12 protein-coding genes are annotated in these 16,235 nt (G+C 71.4%); 8 read left to right on the top strand and 4 right to left on the bottom strand.

The genetic code is table 11. The features are described from left to right. Positions 1-930 (bottom strand): LppM family (lipo)protein (locus tag ACSJJR_RS09215; protein ID WP_435943122.1); only part of this gene is annotated, 930 nt, incomplete at its 3' end. Between the two features lie 99 nt (positions 931-1,029). After that, complete coding sequence (locus ACSJJR_RS09210; RefSeq protein WP_435943121.1) at positions 1,030-1,755, bottom strand: LppM family (lipo)protein; 726 nt, start codon at positions 1,753-1,755, stop codon at positions 1,030-1,032. Positions 1,756-1,937: 182 nt separating this feature from the next. On the opposite strand from ACSJJR_RS09210, the gene ACSJJR_RS09205 reads away from it, so the two are divergent. Then, entirely contained in the window at positions 1,938-3,782 is a 1,845-nt protein-coding gene (locus ACSJJR_RS09205; protein ID WP_435943120.1) for a phosphoenolpyruvate carboxykinase (GTP), read from the top strand. Positions 3,783-4,108: 326 nt separating this feature from the next. Here the strand turns inward: ACSJJR_RS09205 and ACSJJR_RS09200 are convergent, their stop codons facing one another. Next, a complete protein-coding gene (locus ACSJJR_RS09200) occupies positions 4,109-4,972 on the bottom strand; it encodes a DUF559 domain-containing protein (protein WP_435943119.1) in 864 nt (287 codons plus the stop codon). A gap of 373 nt (positions 4,973-5,345) precedes the next feature. Between ACSJJR_RS09200 and purD the strand changes: the two genes are divergently transcribed. The 4 genes from purD (at position 5,346) to purQ (ending at position 8,619) form a co-directional block, all read left to right on the top strand. Then, a complete protein-coding gene (purD, locus tag ACSJJR_RS09195; protein WP_435943118.1) occupies positions 5,346-6,617 on the top strand; it encodes a phosphoribosylamine--glycine ligase in 1,272 nt (423 codons plus the stop codon). Positions 6,618-6,640: 23 nt separating this feature from the next. Beyond that, positions 6,641-7,558, top strand: coding sequence for a phosphoribosylaminoimidazolesuccinocarboxamide synthase (locus tag ACSJJR_RS09190; RefSeq protein WP_435943117.1), 918 nt, complete (start codon positions 6,641-6,643; stop codon positions 7,556-7,558). Between the two features lie 105 nt (positions 7,559-7,663). Further along, the gene (gene purS / locus ACSJJR_RS09185) at positions 7,664-7,921 is read left to right on the top strand and encodes a phosphoribosylformylglycinamidine synthase subunit PurS (RefSeq protein WP_435943116.1); all 258 of its coding nucleotides are present in this window, start codon (positions 7,664-7,666) and stop codon (positions 7,919-7,921) included. After that, the gene (gene purQ, locus ACSJJR_RS09180) at positions 7,921-8,619 is read left to right on the top strand and encodes a phosphoribosylformylglycinamidine synthase subunit PurQ (RefSeq protein ID WP_435943115.1); all 699 of its coding nucleotides are present in this window, start codon (positions 7,921-7,923) and stop codon (positions 8,617-8,619) included. The genes purS and purQ overlap by 1 nt, the downstream gene beginning before the upstream one ends. A 537-nt stretch (positions 8,620-9,156) precedes the next feature. On the opposite strand, the gene ACSJJR_RS09175 is transcribed toward purQ, so the two are convergent. Then, a complete protein-coding gene (locus ACSJJR_RS09175) occupies positions 9,157-10,581 on the bottom strand; it encodes a glycosyltransferase (protein WP_435943114.1) in 1,425 nt (474 codons plus the stop codon). Positions 10,582-10,782: 201 nt separating this feature from the next. On the opposite strand from ACSJJR_RS09175, the gene purL reads away from it, so the two are divergent. From purL to ACSJJR_RS09160, 3 genes are all read left to right on the top strand, one after another. Continuing rightward, positions 10,783-13,173, top strand: a complete 2,391-nt coding sequence (gene purL / locus ACSJJR_RS09170; protein WP_435943113.1) for a phosphoribosylformylglycinamidine synthase subunit PurL — start codon at positions 10,783-10,785, stop codon at positions 13,171-13,173. Positions 13,174-13,221: 48 nt separating this feature from the next. Then, positions 13,222-15,642 carry an alpha-amylase family glycosyl hydrolase gene (locus ACSJJR_RS09165; RefSeq protein ID WP_435943112.1) on the top strand — a complete coding sequence of 807 codons (2,421 nt, stop codon included), beginning with the start codon at positions 13,222-13,224 and terminating at the stop codon, positions 15,640-15,642. A gap of 80 nt (positions 15,643-15,722) precedes the next feature. Beyond that, complete coding sequence (locus ACSJJR_RS09160; protein ID WP_435943111.1) at positions 15,723-16,163, top strand: cupin domain-containing protein; 441 nt, start codon at positions 15,723-15,725, stop codon at positions 16,161-16,163. The last annotated feature ends 72 nt before the right edge of the window (positions 16,164-16,235 follow it).

Here is a 16,235-nt window from a genome sequence, read left to right as displayed (position 1 = left end):
CCCCCCCCCCCCCCCGGGCCCGGCGTCCTGGCCGTTGCGAGGCACCTGGCCCTGGGGTGCCTGGCCGTAGGGCTGCGCGGGCTGGCCGTACTGGGGTGCCTGACCGTAGCCCTGGGGTGCCTGACCGTAGGGCTGGGGCGCCTGCCCGTACTGGGCCGGCTGGCCGTAGCCCTGGGGCGCCTGCCCGTACTGGGGTGCCTGCCCGTACGGGGCCGGCTGGCCGTAGGGCTGCGCGGGCTGGCCGTACTGGGGTGCCTGACCGTAAGGCTGGGCCGGGAAGGTGGCGGAAGCCTTCTTCCTGCGTGAGGCCAGGACGAGGCCGATGATGACGCCGGCCAGCGCCAGCACCCCGACGATCCCGCCGATGACCCATTCGACTGCCAGCCCGGCGGAGTCCTTGCCCTCGGCGTGCAGCGCGCCGCTGTCCTCCAGCAGGTTCCAGGTCACGGAACGTCCTGAGATGACTGCGTTGCCTGAGGCCTCAGTCACCTCGCCCGGGAAGGTCACGGTGAGGGTGGACTCGAAGTCCGAGGACCCCTCACTGTCCAGCTCCGCGTAGCTGCTCGCTTGGCCGCCCACGTCACCCAAGTCGGCATCAAGCACGTAGAGGCCACCCTCGTGCGTGATGCGGATGTCGTCGCCCTCGCCGTTGACCTGGGACAGCGTCAGTCCGGTGGCGGAGGACTCGCAGGCCGGCTGCCCGTCGTGCTCGGTGAAGGTCGAGGTCATGGCGTAACCGGTGTCGCTCAGGGTGCTGTCCTGGGAGCACATCTCCTCGCTGAGCCCGCTGCCCCACATGAGGACGGAGACGTCAACCGTCTCCCCCTCGTGGATGGTGATGTCGTACTTCATGCCGCAGGCACCCAGCGCGAGGACGGCGGGGAGCAGGGCCACGGCGGCCAGGCGCCGCCGGAGGGAATGGGTTCTCATGACGGGAGTGTACTCGTGACGGGCCTCACGCGGTAGAGAAAGGGGAGCCGGACCGTGCCAGCTGGCCGCGCCCGACCAACCCCTACCGCTGGGCGCCGCTCACCGCGTCCGCGTCCAGCGGTGCCAGGCCCCTGCCCCGAGCCCCGCCCCGGCCAGTGCCACGGCGCCGACTGCCCAGCCCCAGTAGCGGTCCCACAGGCCCAGGCCGACGCCGCGGGACGCGTAGCCGGAAGCGGAGACACCGGAGGACAGGACCTCGACGTCGGACCACGTGACGGTGCTGCCCTCGACGAGACCGCCGCCCGACTCCACCACCGCCCCTGGGAAGGTGAGGCTCACGCGTGCGTCAACCGCCCCGGCCAGCGGGGCCTGACCGTCCTGCCCGGTGGCGACCTCAGCCTGTGAGGCACCCTGGAGTGCCGAGAGGTCCACGACGTAGAGGTCGCCGTCGCGCACCACCAGCGGGGTGGAGCCCTCCGGTGAGGTGCCGACGGCGGAGGCCTCCGGGACCGCGACACCGCGAATCGTCACCTCACAGCCGATGCCGCTGGGGTCGGTGTCGGAGCCGACCGGCCGGGAGGTGACGCTCGTGCCCTCGGGTGCCCCGACGAGCGCGGGGTCGGCGTAGTCGGCGCAGCTGGTGCCCGCGGTCAGGACGGTGCCAGTCGAGTCGCGTATGTCGAGGACGACGTCGTAGGTGCCCTCCTCGCTCAGCGTCATGTCCATATGCGCCGTGCAGCCCGCCAGGGTGGCGGCGGCCAGCCCGGTCAGGGCGAGCGTGCGGTGGCGGCGCAGCGCGGGGCGGTGTCGGGGCAGGGTGGGCACGGGATGACGCTAGCCGCGACGGGCGGCCTGGAGGAGCGGCCTCACGCCCTGTGATAGAGACCACGCGTCCGGTTGGCGCGGATTTCGCTCTTAGGGACCTAAGTGGAGGTGAAAGCCGCACCCATCTGAGAGAGGATTGGCTCTGACCACCAGAGTCAATAATCCAAGGAAGGGACTCACACATGACTGTGACCGCCCAGGACGTTCGCGCTGCGGCGCCCGCCAACGCTCCCGAGGACGTTATCGAGTTCGCGATCCGTATCGCGGAGCTCGGAAAGCCGGAGAAGGTCTACTTCACTGACGGCTCCGACGAGGAGTGGGACCGTCTCACCTCCGAGATGGTCGAGTCGGGCATGTTCACCCGCCTCAACCCCGAGAAGCGTCCGAACTCCTTCCTGGCCCGCTCCCTGCCGAGCGACGTCGCCCGCGTGGAGTCCCGCACCTTCATCTGCTCCGAGAAGGAGGAGGACGCGGGCCCCACCAACAACTGGTACGACCCGGCCGAGATGAAGGCCATCCTCAACGAGAAGTTCGACGGCACCTACGCCGGCCGCACGATGTACATCATCCCCTTCTCGATGGGTCCCCTCGGTGGCCCGATCTCCCAGCTGGGCGTTGAGATCACCGACTCCCCCTACGTCGTGGTCAACATGCGCATCATGGCGCGCACCGGCACCAAGGCGATGGACCTCATCAACGAGGGCCGTCCGTGGGTCCCCGCCGTTCACTCCGTCGGCGCCCCCCTCGCCCCGGGTCAGGAGGACACCACCTGGCCCTGCAACGAGGAGAAGTACATCACCCACTTCCCGGAGACCAACGAGATCTGGTCCTACGGCTCCGGCTACGGCGGCAACGCCCTCCTGGGCAAGAAGTGCTACGCGCTGCGCATCGCCTCCACCATGGCCCGCCGTGACAACTGGATGGCCGAGCACATGCTCATCCTGCGCCTGACCGACGAGAAGTCCGGCAAGCAGTACCACGTGACCGCCGCCTTCCCCTCGGCCTGCGGCAAGACCAACCTCGCCATGCTCCAGCCCACCATCGAGGGCTACAAGGTCGAGACCGTCGGCGACGACATCGCCTGGATGCGTCAGGGTGAGGACGGCCGCCTGCGCGCCATCAACCCGGAGGCCGGCTTCTTCGGCGTCGCCCCAGGCACGTCCTACAAGACGAACCCGATGGCCATGGAGACCATGAAGGCCAACTCCATCTTCACGAACGTCGCCCTCACCGACGACGGCGACGTGTGGTGGGAGGGCATCGACGCCGAGCAGCCCGAGCACCTCATCGACTGGCTGGGCAACGACTTCACCAAGGCGGACGCCGCCGAGGGCAAGAAGGCCGCGCACCCCAACTCGCGCTTCACCACCCCGGCCTCGCAGTGCCCGATCATCTGCCCCGACTGGGAGGCTCCTGAGGGCGTCGCCATCGACGCGATCCTCTTCGGTGGCCGCCGCGCCTCCAACGTGCCGCTTGTCGCTGAGCAGTACTCGCCCGCCCACGGCGTGTTCATCGGCGCCTCCGTGGCCTCCGAGGTCACCGCCGCCGCCACGGACGTCAAGGCCGGCTCGCTGCGCCACGACCCCTTCGCCATGCTGCCCTTCTGCGGCTACAACATGGCCGACTACTGGGGCCACTGGCTCGAGATCCAGGAGCAGCTCGGCGAGAACTTCCCGAAGGTCTACCAGGTCAACTGGTTCCGCAAGGACGAGGACGGCAAGTTCCTCTGGCCGGGCTACGGCGACAACTCCCGCGTCCTGGACTGGATCGTGCGCCGCGCCGCCGGCGAGGTCGAGGGCATCGAGGGCGTCACGGGCATCTACCCCAAGCGCGAGGACTTCAACCTCGAGGGCACGGACGTCACGGACGCCGACTGGGCCAAGATGTACGACATCGACCCGGACGCCTGGGCCGCCGAGATGGAGGACACCGAGCAGTACTTCGCGAAGTTCGGTGACAAGGTCCCCGCTGCGATCCGTGAGGAGCTCGCCAAGTTCCGCGCGCGCATCGAGGCCGCCAAGGCCTGAGCCGTGTGAGTCTCTCAGCCTCTGAGAGCCTGTTGTGATAGGGCCCCCGGCTCCGCCGGGGGCCCTATCACGCCCTTCAGCGGCGCGACGGCCTGGTGCGGCGCCGGCGCCGCGCTCGCAGCGGTGGGGGCCGACGGGTCCCGGGACGGTGATCCCCCGGGGTGTCCACGCGGCGGACATGACCGGGACGGTGGGCGGTCAGCCGGTGAGAAACCGCGTGATGGCGTGGGCGCCGGCCGCGTCGTCGTCGGGGGGCCCGGTCCATGTCCGCTGTGTGGACACCTGACGCTCCACACGGACGGGGGCCGCTCCTCCGGGCCACGCCGTCAGCGCCCGTCGCTCCCGCGCGCCCTGAGGACGCCTGCCACCTCGCCGACGATCCGACCCGAGCGCACCTCGTTGGCGGTGAAGCGCAGCACCGTGTAGCCCTGACGCACCAGCTCGCGGTCGCGCCGTCGGTCGTGCTCAAAGGTCCACAGGTCCGAGTGGTAGCCGTAGCCGTCGAGCTCGATGACCAGCCCGCCACCAACCAACAGGTCCACCTCACCCACCCCGCCGATGACGACGCCATCGTCCACTGGGAGCCCCGCGTCCTGGAGCTGGATGCGTGCCAGCGTCTCCAGCGGGCTGCGCGACCGGGCGCTGGCGCGCGACAGACGCACCCGGCCGAGATGACGGCGTGAACCGCGAAGGTAGGACGCGATCTGCTCTGCCGTGACCCGCCCCCGGTGCAGCGCGGCGTCGACGGCGACCATCGCCGTCCACTCCTCGGCACAGCACAGCAGGTCGGCAACGCACCTCGCCTCGCTGACGACGGGGAAGGACCGGGGCGGGGCGGTCGAGCGCCCGCGGGTCTCATGGAGGCGCTCGTGGTGCAGCCGTGCCACCGTGCTGCCCTTGGGGGTCAGGACGTGGACCGGCCCCAGGCGCGAGGGCACAGGCAGGTGGTAGTGGTCGGCGGCGTGCAGGCACGTCACCAGCCCACGGTGAAGACGCGCGACGAGGACGCGCTCGTCCACCCCAGGCTCGGCGATGAGCCCGCCGGGGTGACGACGCAGCAGGCCCGACTCGACAAGCCGTTGCACGACGCGGCGACCCTGACGGCTCAGACGCAGGTCAGCCTGTCGCACGGCTCCGAGGTGCTCGCGGACCCGGGCGAGGATGGCCTCGCCGCCCTTGACACTGTCCATACGCACAGCATGGGGAAGGCAAGCGGACTACTGCGAGGGCTCAGGCTGGCCTGTGGACAACTCGAACAGGGCCCTCGACCGTGGTGGGGTCCTTCTCCGGCACCACCCCCGGGGTGTCCACGCGGCGGACATGACCGGGACGGTGGGCGGCCGGCCGGTGAGAAACCGCGTGATGGCGTGGGCGCCGGCCGCGTCGTCGTCGGAGGGCCCGGTCCATGTCCGCTGTGTGGACACCTGACGCTCCAGGACACCGCCGCGTGAGGGCGCCCAGCGGAGTCGAGCGGAACGGCGGGAGCGGGCCAGCGGGGCGTGCCTGCACGGGATGGCCATGTGATGGCTCGTCGGCGGTGACGTGCTCATCTAGGCTGAGGCCGTGAAGATCCTGCTCCTGGGCTCCGGCGCGCGTGAGCACGCCCTCGCCCGCGCCCTCGCCACCGCCCCCACCACCGAGCTCGTCGCCGTCCCCGGCAACCCCGGTATCGCGACCGTCGTGCTTCCCGCTGGCGGCACGGCCACCACCATCAAGGCAGACGCCACCAGCGCTGAGGACATCGTTCCCCTCGCCCAGGAGATGAAGGCCGACCTCGTCGTCATCGGCCCCGAGGCCCCGCTGGTCGCGGGGGTCGCCGACGCCCTGCGCGAGGCGGGCGTGCCCGTCTTCGGCCCCGGCGCTGAGGCTGCCCGGCTCGAGGGCTCCAAGGCCTTCGCCAAGGAGGTTATGGAGGCGGCGGGCGTTCCCACGGCCGAGGCCGCGGTGTGCGCCAACCGCCAGGAGCTCGAGGCGGCGCTGGACCGCTTCGGCGCCCCCCACGTCGTCAAGGATGACGGCCTGGCCGCCGGCAAGGGCGTCGTCGTCACCTCCGACCGCCAGGCGGCTCTGGCTCACGGCCTGGCCTGCCTCGACAAGGAGGGCGGGCGCGTCGTCGTCGAGGACTTCCTCGACGGCCCGGAGGTCTCCCTGTTCTGCGTGTGCGACGGGGCCATCGTGCGCCCTCTCACCCCGGCCCAGGACTTCAAGCGCCTGGCCGACGGGGACGCCGGCCCCAACACCGGCGGGATGGGCTCCTACACGCCCCTGACGTGGGCGCCCGAGGACCTGAGCGAGCAGGTTGTGCGTGAGGTCGCTCAGCCCGTCGTGGACGAGATGGCCCGCCGCGGCACGCCCTTCACCGGTCTGCTGTACTGCGGCCTGGCGCTGACCAGCCGCGGGCTGCGGGTCGTGGAGTTCAACGTGCGCTTCGGGGACCCGGAGACCCAGGCGGTGCTCGCGCGACTGACCTCCTCACTTCCCGAGCTGCTGCTCGCCTGCGCGACCGGCACCCTCAGCGAGGTCCCCGCCCCCACCTGGTCCGAGCAGGCGGCGGTGGACGTCGTCCTCGCGGCCCCCGGCTACCCAGGCACGGTCACCACCGGCGGCGTCATCACCGGGATCGAGGAGGCTGAGGCCGTCGAGGGCGTCCACGTCCTGCACGCCGGCACGGGCCTGGACGACGACGGCGAGCTGGTGGCCACCGGCGGTCGCGTCCTGTCCGTCGTCGCCCTGGGCTCCGACGTCAGCCAGGCCCGCTCGCGCGCCTACGAGGCCGTCTCGCGCCTGCACCTGGATGGTGCCCAGTACCGCACGGACATCGCTGCCGGCCGCTGAGCCGCGGGTGGCACGATGTGCCTATGAGCCTCGCCCCTGTCATCCCTCCTGCCCCTGCCCTCGCCGGCTGGACCCACGTGTCCTCCGGGAAGGTCCGCGACGTCTACGTCCCCGCCGACGGCGGCCCCTGGGCCGGCCAGGACGTGCTGCTCGTCGTCGCCTCGGACCGCATCAGCGCCTACGACTTCATCCTGTCCACCCCGGTCCCGGACAAGGGCAAGGTGCTCACGGCCATGTCCGCCTGGTGGTTCGAGCAGCTGGCGGACGTCGTGCCCAACCACATGGTCTCGGTGACGCAGGTGCCCGCTGAGGTCGCGGGGCGGGCGATGGTGTGCCGGCGGCTGGACATGTACCCGGTGGAGTGCGTGGCCCGCGGCTACCTCACCGGCTCCGGGCTGGTGGAGTACCGGGCCTCGCGGTCGGTGTGCGGCGTGTCCCTGCCTGAGGGCCTGGTGGAGGCCTCGCGCCTGCCGCAGCCGGTCTTCACCCCAGCGGCCAAGGCGGAGCTGGGCGAGCACGACGAGAACGTCTCCTTCGACCGGGTCGTCGAGATGGTGGGGGAGCCGACGGCGACGGCGCTGCGGGAGGTGACGCTCGCCCTGTACTCGCGGGCGGCCGGCATCGCGGCCGAGCGCGGCATCATCCTGGCTGACACGAAGTTCGAGCTGGGTGCGGGCACGGACGGCGCCCTTGTGCTCGGTGACGAGGTGCTGACCCCGGACTCCTCGCGGTTCTGGCCCGCCGACGAGTGGGTCGAGGGCCGGGTGACGCCCTCCTTCGACAAGCAGTTCGTGCGCGACTGGCTCACGGGCCCGGGCTCCGGGTGGGACCGGTCCTCGGGCGCGCAGCCGCCGGTGCTGCCCGAGGACGTGGTTGAGCGCACGCGCGAGCGCTACCTGGAGGCCTATGAGCGACTGACGGGGGCGCCGCTGGCCCTGTGAGGCGGGACGCGTCCCGCCTCACGGCCTCAGCCGGGGCCCGGCTGCGTCGTGCCGGGTAGTCTTGCCCTGCACCTGCCTGTTCCCACCCCGTCACCAGGAGGACCGATGGGACGCATCGTCGTCGAGGTCATGCCCAAGCCCGAGATCCTTGACCCTCAGGGCAAGGCCGTCGTCAGGAGCCTCCCGCGGCTCGGATTCGACCAGTTCACCGCTGTCCGCCAGGGACGCCGCTTCGAGCTGACGGTTGAGGGGCCGGTGGCTGACGAGCACCTGGCGGCCGCGTCCGAGGCCGCCTCGACGCTGCTGTCGAACCCGATCATCGAGGACGTCGTGTCCGTGCGGGCCGACGGCGAGGAGGCCTGATGGCCCGCATCGGCGTCATCACCTTCCCGGGCACGCTGGACGACGTCGACGCCCTGCGTGCGGTGCGCCTGGCCGGCGCCGAGCCGGTCTCGCTGTGGCACAAGGACGCGGACCTTCGCGGGGTCGATGCCGTCGTGGTGCCCGGAGGCTTCTCCTACGGCGACTACCTGCGCTGTGGCGCGATCGCCCGCTTCGCCCCGGTGATGGACGAGGTCATCGAGGCGGCGGGCAAGGGCATGCCTGTGCTGGGCATCTGCAACGGCTTCCAGATCCTTGCCGAGGCGCACCTGCTGCCCGGTGCTCTCATCCGCAACGACCACCAGCGCTTCCTGTGCCGTGAGCAGCGCCTGCGGGTGGAGTCGGTGTCGACGGCGTGGACGGGCCTGTTCGAGCAGGGTGAGGAGATCACCGTCCCCTTGAAGAACGGCGAGGGCAACTTCATCGCCTCCCCGGAGGACGTCGAGCGTCTTGAGGGGGAGGGGCACGTGGTGTTCCGCTACGTGGGCCTCAACCCCAACGGCTCGGTCAATGACATCGCCGGTGTGCGCAACGCGCGCGGCAACGTCGTGGGCCTCATGCCGCACCCGGAGCACGCGGTGGAGCCCGGCTTCGGGCCGGACTCTCCCACGGGCCCGCGCACGGGCACGGATGGCCTGAGGCTGTTCCAGTCAGCGATCAGCATGCTGGTGGGGGCCTGAGGCCAAGGTCGGCCCCACGCAGCGGCAGGCGGCGCCACTCCTTCCCGGGGTGGCGCCGCCCTCTGTCTTGCCGAGGCTGGCAGCGCGGTACCTCGCGAGGCGGGCGGTCTGTGTGCGGTGGGCCCTTGTGGATAATCTCGCAGGACTGTGGACGCCCCGGGTGCGTCCGGCTCGCGCGGGGGACCTAGGGCCGGCCCGGTGACCGTGGTGAGCGCACGTCTTGTTTCGCCCGGAATGACGCTGGCGGCCGTGGCTGCCGGGCAGGGTGGGGGGTGGGAAACCGTTGGAATAGCAACGATTTGACGTCGCTGCGAGCAGCCTGGTAATGGGGGTGGCGAGGCTGGGGTGGCGTCCGGTAGACGCTGCGGCGCCGCCCGGGAGGGGGCCGGTCCCGGCTACTCACAGGGAGAATGGTGTCATCCCGGCCTCCACAACCATATGTGGACAAGGCTGTGGACCCGAGCTGTGGATAACTCCTGCCGTGTCTGCCGCTGCCACCCGCAGGCCCGCCGTCGCGGCGGCGAGGCCGCCCGGCGCCTAGTCGAGCGCGCGGGCGATCGCGTCCACCACCTCGATGAGGTGGCGGTCCGGCAGGTAACGGCGGCGCACCGCCTCGTGAGCCGCCTCTCCCATCTCCTGCGCCCGCTCTGTGAACAGCAGCAGGTCGGCTGCCGCCGTCGCCCACGCAAGGTCGTCACCTGCGGGAACGAGCGAGCCCGTGACGCCGTCCTCGACCTGCTCCTGGATGCCGCCGACGGCGGAGGCCACCACCGGAGCCTTCTTCCACATCGCCTCCGCCACGGTCAGGCCGAAGGCCTCGACGACAGAGCGTTGAGTGACCACCGTGCTCACGCGCTGAAGCGCGTTGACGATGGTGGCGTTGACCTCGCGGTCCGTGCTCGGGATCCCCAGCACGTGCACCCGGGCCGCCGTGGACTCCGGCAGCGTGGCCAGCCTCTCCGTGATCTCCTCCAGGACGGCGACCGCGGCCGGCTCGCGGTGGGGGTCGGGCACCGGTCCCGCAATGACGAGGTGCGCGTCCGTGGGCAGCAGGCCGATGTGCGCGGCAAAGGCGTCCAGCAGCTCCTTACCGCCCTTGAGACGGTCCCAGCGCTGCACCTGGGTGATCGTCCGGGCACCCTCGGGCACGGGCGTGTCAAGCCCGAAGGCCTCCTCATCGGCCAGGCCGCGGAAGGCGTCGGGACGCCCGTCCTCGCGGATGAAGGGGACGGCGTCGAAGGGCGCCTGGCCGGCAACATATCCCGCCAGGCGCACCACCGAGCGGGCCTCGTCGAGGTCGAGAACCCGGTTCTTGGGGGAGTCGGGGTTGACGGAGGGGGCGATGACGGCCGTGCGCTCCTCCTCGACGTAGGGGGGGAGGTACTCCGGGCGCGAGGCGATGATGAGATCGGCGTCCTCCAGGTAGCGGTCCAGGAAGGCCCAGGCGTGCTGGCCGGCCTCGCCGGCGTCGGCCACGCCGGCGTGCAGCCGCCACAGGACGGTGGCGCCGGCGCGCTTGAAGGCCTTGGCCAGGCCTGCTGTGGCCGGGTCGTGGAGGATGACGACGTCGCCCTCGCGCACGTCCTCGATGACGTTGTCCGCGTTGGAGGCCAGGACGTGCTCGTACAGGTCCCGCTGCTTGTCCCCCAGCTTGCCGCCGTCGCCCCTGGTGCCGTGCAGGAAGTCGTTGAGGCGCGTGGCCAGGGTGATGAAGTCGGCGGGGGCGTCGAGCGCCAGCCAGCGGGCGTCGATGCCCAGCCCCCGGGCGTAGCCCACGAGAGGGGCGACGGTCTCGGCGGGGCCGGAGGAGGCGGCGGCCGACGGGGTGATGGTCCACACGGTGCGGCTGTCGAGGAGGGCGTGGGCGGCCTCGACGCCGTCGTGCAGCCGACGGACGGCGACCTCGTCGAGGTGGCTCTCAAGGTCCGACAGGGGAAGTGGGGCGACGTCGATGGTTCTCATGCCGAAATCCTGCCCTGTTTGACTGTGATGCGCAGCACTTTCAGGGGTGTGTTGAGGTGGTGGCTCGAGCCCGGCGGGCCTGCGCAGGTGCCGGCCGCGCCCCGTCCCGGTGGGCCCGGGCCGGCTGGTGGGGTGGCCCGTCCGGACCACGGGTATCCTCTGAGGCGGCCCACTCCCACACCTGCCCACAGGAGCAGCCGCATGGCACTCGAGCCCGCGAAGACCCCCGCCGACGTCGACAACCTCCGCCCGGTCGAGCACCCGGACACGGTCCAGGACGCCGCCGCGACCCCCGACCAGGAGATGCCCTACCGCGAGCTCGGCCTCAAGGACGACGAGTACGCCTCGATCAAGGACCTCCTCGGGCGCCGCCCCACCAACGCCGAGCTCGCCATGTACTCGGTCATGTGGTCCGAGCACTGCTCCTACAAGTCCTCGAAGGTCCACCTCAAGCAGTTCGGCGCCAAGGTGACCCCCGAGATGAGGGAGCACCTGCTGGTCGGCATGGGTGAGAACGCCGGCGTCGTTGACATCGGCGACGGCTGGGCCGTGACCTACAAGGTCGAGTCACACAACCACCCCAGCTTCGTCGAGCCCTACCAGGGTGCCGCCACAGGTGTGGGCGGGATCGTCCGCGACATCATCTCCATGGGGGCGCGCCCGGTGGCCGTCATGGACCAGCTGCGCTTCGGCGCCGCCAACCACCCGGACACCGCCCGGGTCGTGCACGGCGTCGTCGCCGGCGTCGGCGGCTACGGCAACTGCCTGGGCCTGCCCAACATCGGCGGCGAGACCGAGTTCGATCCCTCCTACCAGGAGAACCCCCTCGTCAACGCCCTGTGCGTGGGCGTCCTGCGCCACGACGACATCCACCTGGCCAACGCCTCCGGCGCCGGTAACAAGGTGGTGCTCTTCGGTGCCCGCACCGGCGGCGACGGCATCGGCGGCGCCTCCATCCTCGCCTCGGAGTCCTTCGAGGACGGAATGCCCGCCAAGCGCCCCAGCGTGCAGGTCGGCGACCCCTTCATGGAGAAGGTCCTCATCGAGTGCTGCCTCGACCTGTTCGGCGCGGACCTCGTCCTGGGCATCCAGGACCTGGGCGCCGCGGGCATCTCCTGCGCCACCAGCGAGCTCGCCTCCAACGGCGACGGCGGTATGCACGTCGATCTTGAGAAGGTCCTCCTGCGAGACCCCTCCCTCACCGCGGGCGAGATCCTCATGAGCGAGTCCCAGGAGCGCATGATGGCCGTCGTCGCCCCCGACAGGCTTGACGACTTCATGGCCGTCATCGACAAGTGGGACGTCGAGGCCGCCGTCATCGGTGAGGTCAACGGCTCCGGCCGCCTCACCATCGACCACTTCGGTGAGCGCATCGTTGACGTCGATCCCCGCACGGTCGCCCACGAGGGCCCCACGTACCACCGCCCCTACGCCCGTCCCGCCTGGCAGGACGCCCTCAACGCGGACTCCTCCGACCGCCTGGCCCGCCCCGCCACCGCCGAGGAGCTCTCCGAGCAGGCGGTGGCCCTGGTCACCAGCGTCAACCAGGCCTCCAGCGCCTGGGTCACCAACCAGTACGACCGCTTCGTGCGCGGTGACACCGCCCTGTCCCAGCCCGACGACGCCGGCGTCGTCCGCGTCGATGAGGTCACCGGCCGCGGCGTTGCCATCTCCACGGACGCCAACGGCCGCTTCACCAAGCTCGACCCGGCCACCGGCGCCGCCCAGGCCCTGGCCGAGTCCTACCGCAACGTCTGCACCGTCGGTGCGACGCCCCGGGCCGTGACCGACTGCCTCAACTTCGGCTCCCCGGAGGACCCGGACGCCATGTGGCAGCTCGTCGAGGCCATCACCGGCCTGGCGGACGCCTGCCAGCAGATGGGTGTGCCCGTCACCGGCGGCAACGTCTCCCTGTACAACTCGCACGGCAAGGTCAAGGGGCTCATCGACTCCTCCATCAACCCGACGCCGGTCGTCGGCGTCCTGGGAGTCATGGACGACGTGCGGTGCGCCAACCCCTCCGGCTGGTTCGAGGAGGGCCTGGCGGTCATCGCCCTGGGCGCCACCGCCGACGAGCTGGACGGATCGGCCTGGGCGCGCGTGGTGCACGACCACCTCGGAGGCCTGCCCCCCAAGGTGGACCTGGAGGCGGAGATGGCCCTCGGCCGCGTCCTCGTGGCGCTGAGCGAGGCGGACCTGCCCGACGGCACGAGGCTCGTGCGCGCGGCCCACGACCTGTCCGCCGGCGGCCTCGTGCAGAGCCTTGTGGACGCGGTGCTGCGCCACGGCGTGGGCGCGAGCGTGGATCTGGCCCCCATTGAGAGCCGCGACGGCGTGGACGACTTCACCGCCCTGTTCTCCGAGTCCGGGGCGCGCGCGCTCCTCGCCGTCCACGAGGCCGCGGTGCCTGTGGTCGAGGCCGCGGCCGGCGCCGAGGGCGTGCCGTGGGCCCGCATCGGCACCACCGGCGGGGACATGCTTGTCGTCTCCGGCACGGACCTGCTGGCCGACGGCGGCTGTGGCCGCCCGCTCATGCTCGACCTCGCCGAGCTGCGCGAGGGCGTCGAGGGCACGCTGCCTGCGCTGTTCTGAGTCTCACAGCAGCCCCCACGCGCACGTCCCGCGTGGGACGATGGCCGTATGACTCATGTGACCGCACTCGACGAGAGCACCTGGGCTGACGCCGCCTGGCCCCTCGGCACCCACCTGGACGAGGACGGCGCTGTGACAGTCGCCGTCTGCGCCCCGGCCGCGACCCGTCTGCAGGTCGAGGTCTACCCGCAGGCCCTGGGGGCGGACGCCGTGGCCTCCTTCGCTGCCGCCCGCGGTGAGGACGGCGTGTGGCGCGCCCGCCTGGCAGGCCTCGGGCCCGGCTCGCTCATCGGGCTGCGCGCCTGGGGGCCCAACTGGCCCTATGACGAGGCCTGGGTGCCCGGCTCCGACGCCGGGTTCCTCGCCGACCTCGACGCCGACGGCAACCGCTTCAACCCCAACAAGCTCCTCTTCGACCCGTACTCGCGCGAGGTCACCCACACGCTGTTCACCGACCGCCTGGCCGACCTCGGTGTGGACGGCGGAGTGTTCGGCACCGGCGGCGACGACGTGGACGGCGTGCCCCGCCGTCTCATCGACACCGGTCGTTACGCCCCCAAGGGCGTCGTCATCGCCCAGAGCGACGACCGCCCCCAGGCCGGCCCCGGCACCGGGGGCCGCCCGGACCGGCCCGGGCTGCGCGCCGAGCAGACCGTCATCTACGAGGCCGGGGTTGACCAGCTCACCGGCCACCCCTCCGCGGCCCGCCTCACCGAGCTGCTGGCCGGGGAGCCCGGCTTCGAGGGCGTTGTGGACATCCCCGCCGAGTACCAGGGCACGTACAAGGGCGTGGGCATGCTCGCCCCCTACCTCAAGGCCGCAGGCGTCACGACCCTCGAGCTCCTGCCCGTCCACGAGACCAACGCCTCCGAGTCCGGGCGCGCCGGCGCCACCAACTCCTGGGGGTACATGACCCTGGCCTTCTTCGCCCCCTCGCGGCGCTACGCCGCCGACCGCTCCTGGGGCGGTCCCACCCGCGAGTTCCGCGAGATGGTTGACGCCTTCCACGCCGCCGGCCTCGAGGTGTACCTCGACGTCGTCTACAACCACACGGCCGAGGGCGGCAACTGGAACGGGGACGCCGCCACGACCGGCTTCACGAGCCTCGGTGGCCTGGCCACCGCTGAGTACTACCAGATGACGAGCGACAAGATGCTCGTCGACGGCGCCACCGGCACGGCGAACCAGCTCAACTACTCCTCCGAGACGGCGCGCACGCTGGTCCTGGACTCGCTGCGGTACTGGAGCGACCAGATGGGGGTGGACGGCTTCCGCTTTGACCTCGCCACCGTCCTGGGGCGTCTGCCCGAGGAGGCGGAGCCCGACGACTGGGGCAGCCTCAGGCGCTTCTTCACCGACCACCCGCTGCTGGTCGCCATCGCGGACCTGGCCCGTGAGCGGGGTATCAAGGTCATCGCCGAGGCCTGGGACCTGTGGGGCTACGAGGTCGGCAACTTCCCGCGCGGCTGGGGCGAGTGGAACGGCCGCTACCGGGACGCGGTGCGCCGCTTCACCAAGGGCGACGGCAACACCGCCTCCTTCATCGACGTCGTCAACGGTGACTACCACCACTTCCAGGACAACGACGGCCCCCAGCGCTCGGTCAACTTCGTCGTCGCCCATGACGGCTTCAACATGGCGGACCTCGTGTCCTACCAGGAGAAGAACAACGGCGAGGACTGGCCCTTCGGCCCCTCCGACGGCGGCAGCGACGACAACCTGTCCTGGGACAGCGGGGGCAGCCAGGTGCTGCGCCGCCAGCGGCTGCGCAACCTCTGGGCGGTGCTCATGCTCTCGCGCGGCGTGCCCATGGTGGTCGCCGGTGACGAGATGGGCCGGACCCAGAACGGCAACAACAACCCCTGGGCCCTGGAGTCGGTTGCCATGCGCAACAACTACGCGATGATCCGCTCGTCCCGGCCCCAGGGCGTGAGCGTGGTCGAGGGCGAGGACTGGGCCTACCACGACAACCTCGGGGAGCTCGCCTCACCGTCGGCGACGGTCAACCCGCTGTTCCGCTTCGCCACGGCGCTCATGCGGATGCGCCAGCGTCACCCGGCGCTCCAGCAGGCCCGGTGGGGCGGCGTCGAGCCCGGTGGCGACGACGTGTCCTACCTGTTCCGGCGTCCCGACGGCGAGTCCTCGCCGCAGGAGGGCGACCGGGCCGTGAGCCTGGTCATCGACGCCCCGGACGACCACTTCGCGGTCCTGGTCAACATGGACGACGAGCCGGTCGAGTTCGCCCTGCCGACGGCCAGGGAGGGGCTCGTGTGGCGGCGGCTGGTGGACACGGCGGCCTGGGCCGAGCCCGAGTGCAACATCTGGGACGAGGGGACGGGCAAGGTGCTCGCGGGGCCGCAGGTGGTCCACGGCTGGTCGGTCATGGTCGCGCACGGCGATCCCGCCGGCCCGCAGCTGCTCGCGTCGCCCCCGGCAGGGCGGCTGGCGGCCACCGGGCGCGGGGCGTGAGCCCGGGGCAGTGTGAGCGCGGGGCCGCGGTGCCTATCCTGGGCTGTGGCGCGGCAGCCAGCCGCGCGGGAAGGACCAGCATGAGCACCAGCACCCCGGACGCTAGCGCCTTCGACGCCGTCAACGTCTTCGGCAAGGGCGAGCCCAACACTGCCTACGCCCAGTACTTCACCGGCGCGAGCTTCCTCAAGGCCCTGGTGGAGGACCCTGCCTGCGTCATCGGTGTCCACAACGTCACCTTCGAGCCCGGCTGCCGCAACAACTGGCACATTCACCACGCCACGAGCGGTGGCGGCCAGGTGCTGCTGTGCACGGCCGGCTCGGGCTGGTACCAGGAGGAGGGGGCGCCGGCCGTCTCCCTCGAGCCCGGCACGGTCGTCTTCGCGCGCGCCGGGGTCAAGCACTGGCACGGTGCCAAGGCGGACTCGTGGTTCAGCCACATCACGCTCGCGGTGCCCGGTGAGAACGCCTCCAACGAGTGGCTCGAGCCGGTCGACGACGAGCACTACCTCGCGCTGTGAGGCGCGCTGTCTTGGTCGCGGCGCCGTCGGGAGATTCGGACGACAAACCAAAAAAAAAAAAAAACCCCCCCC

It is taken from the genome of Actinomyces sp. W5033 (genome assembly GCF_051303165.1).
The sequence above is the reverse complement of the archived record's forward strand: the minus strand, read 5'-3'. Positions and strand labels throughout refer to the sequence as shown.

Bases quoted from the DNA above. Each gene is read 5' to 3' on its own strand.
- purL (WP_435943113.1), top strand. From the start codon at position 10,783: ATGGCACTCGAGCCCGCGAAGACCCCCGCCGACGTCGACAACCTCCGC.
- ACSJJR_RS09165 (WP_435943112.1), top strand. From the start codon at position 13,222: ATGACTCATGTGACCGCACTCGACGAGAGCACCTGGGCTGACGCCGCC.
- ACSJJR_RS09200 (WP_435943119.1), bottom strand. From the start codon at position 4,972: ATGGACAGTGTCAAGGGCGGCGAGGCCATCCTCGCCCGGGTCCGCGAG.
- purQ (WP_435943115.1), top strand. From the start codon at position 7,921: ATGGCCCGCATCGGCGTCATCACCTTCCCGGGCACGCTGGACGACGTC.
- purS (WP_435943116.1), top strand. From the start codon at position 7,664: ATGGGACGCATCGTCGTCGAGGTCATGCCCAAGCCCGAGATCCTTGAC.
- ACSJJR_RS09205 (WP_435943120.1), top strand. From the start codon at position 1,938: ATGACTGTGACCGCCCAGGACGTTCGCGCTGCGGCGCCCGCCAACGCT.
- ACSJJR_RS09160 (WP_435943111.1), top strand. From the start codon at position 15,723: ATGAGCACCAGCACCCCGGACGCTAGCGCCTTCGACGCCGTCAACGTC.
- ACSJJR_RS09175 (WP_435943114.1), bottom strand. From the start codon at position 10,581: ATGAGAACCATCGACGTCGCCCCACTTCCCCTGTCGGACCTTGAGAGC.
- ACSJJR_RS09190 (WP_435943117.1), top strand. From the start codon at position 6,641: ATGAGCCTCGCCCCTGTCATCCCTCCTGCCCCTGCCCTCGCCGGCTGG.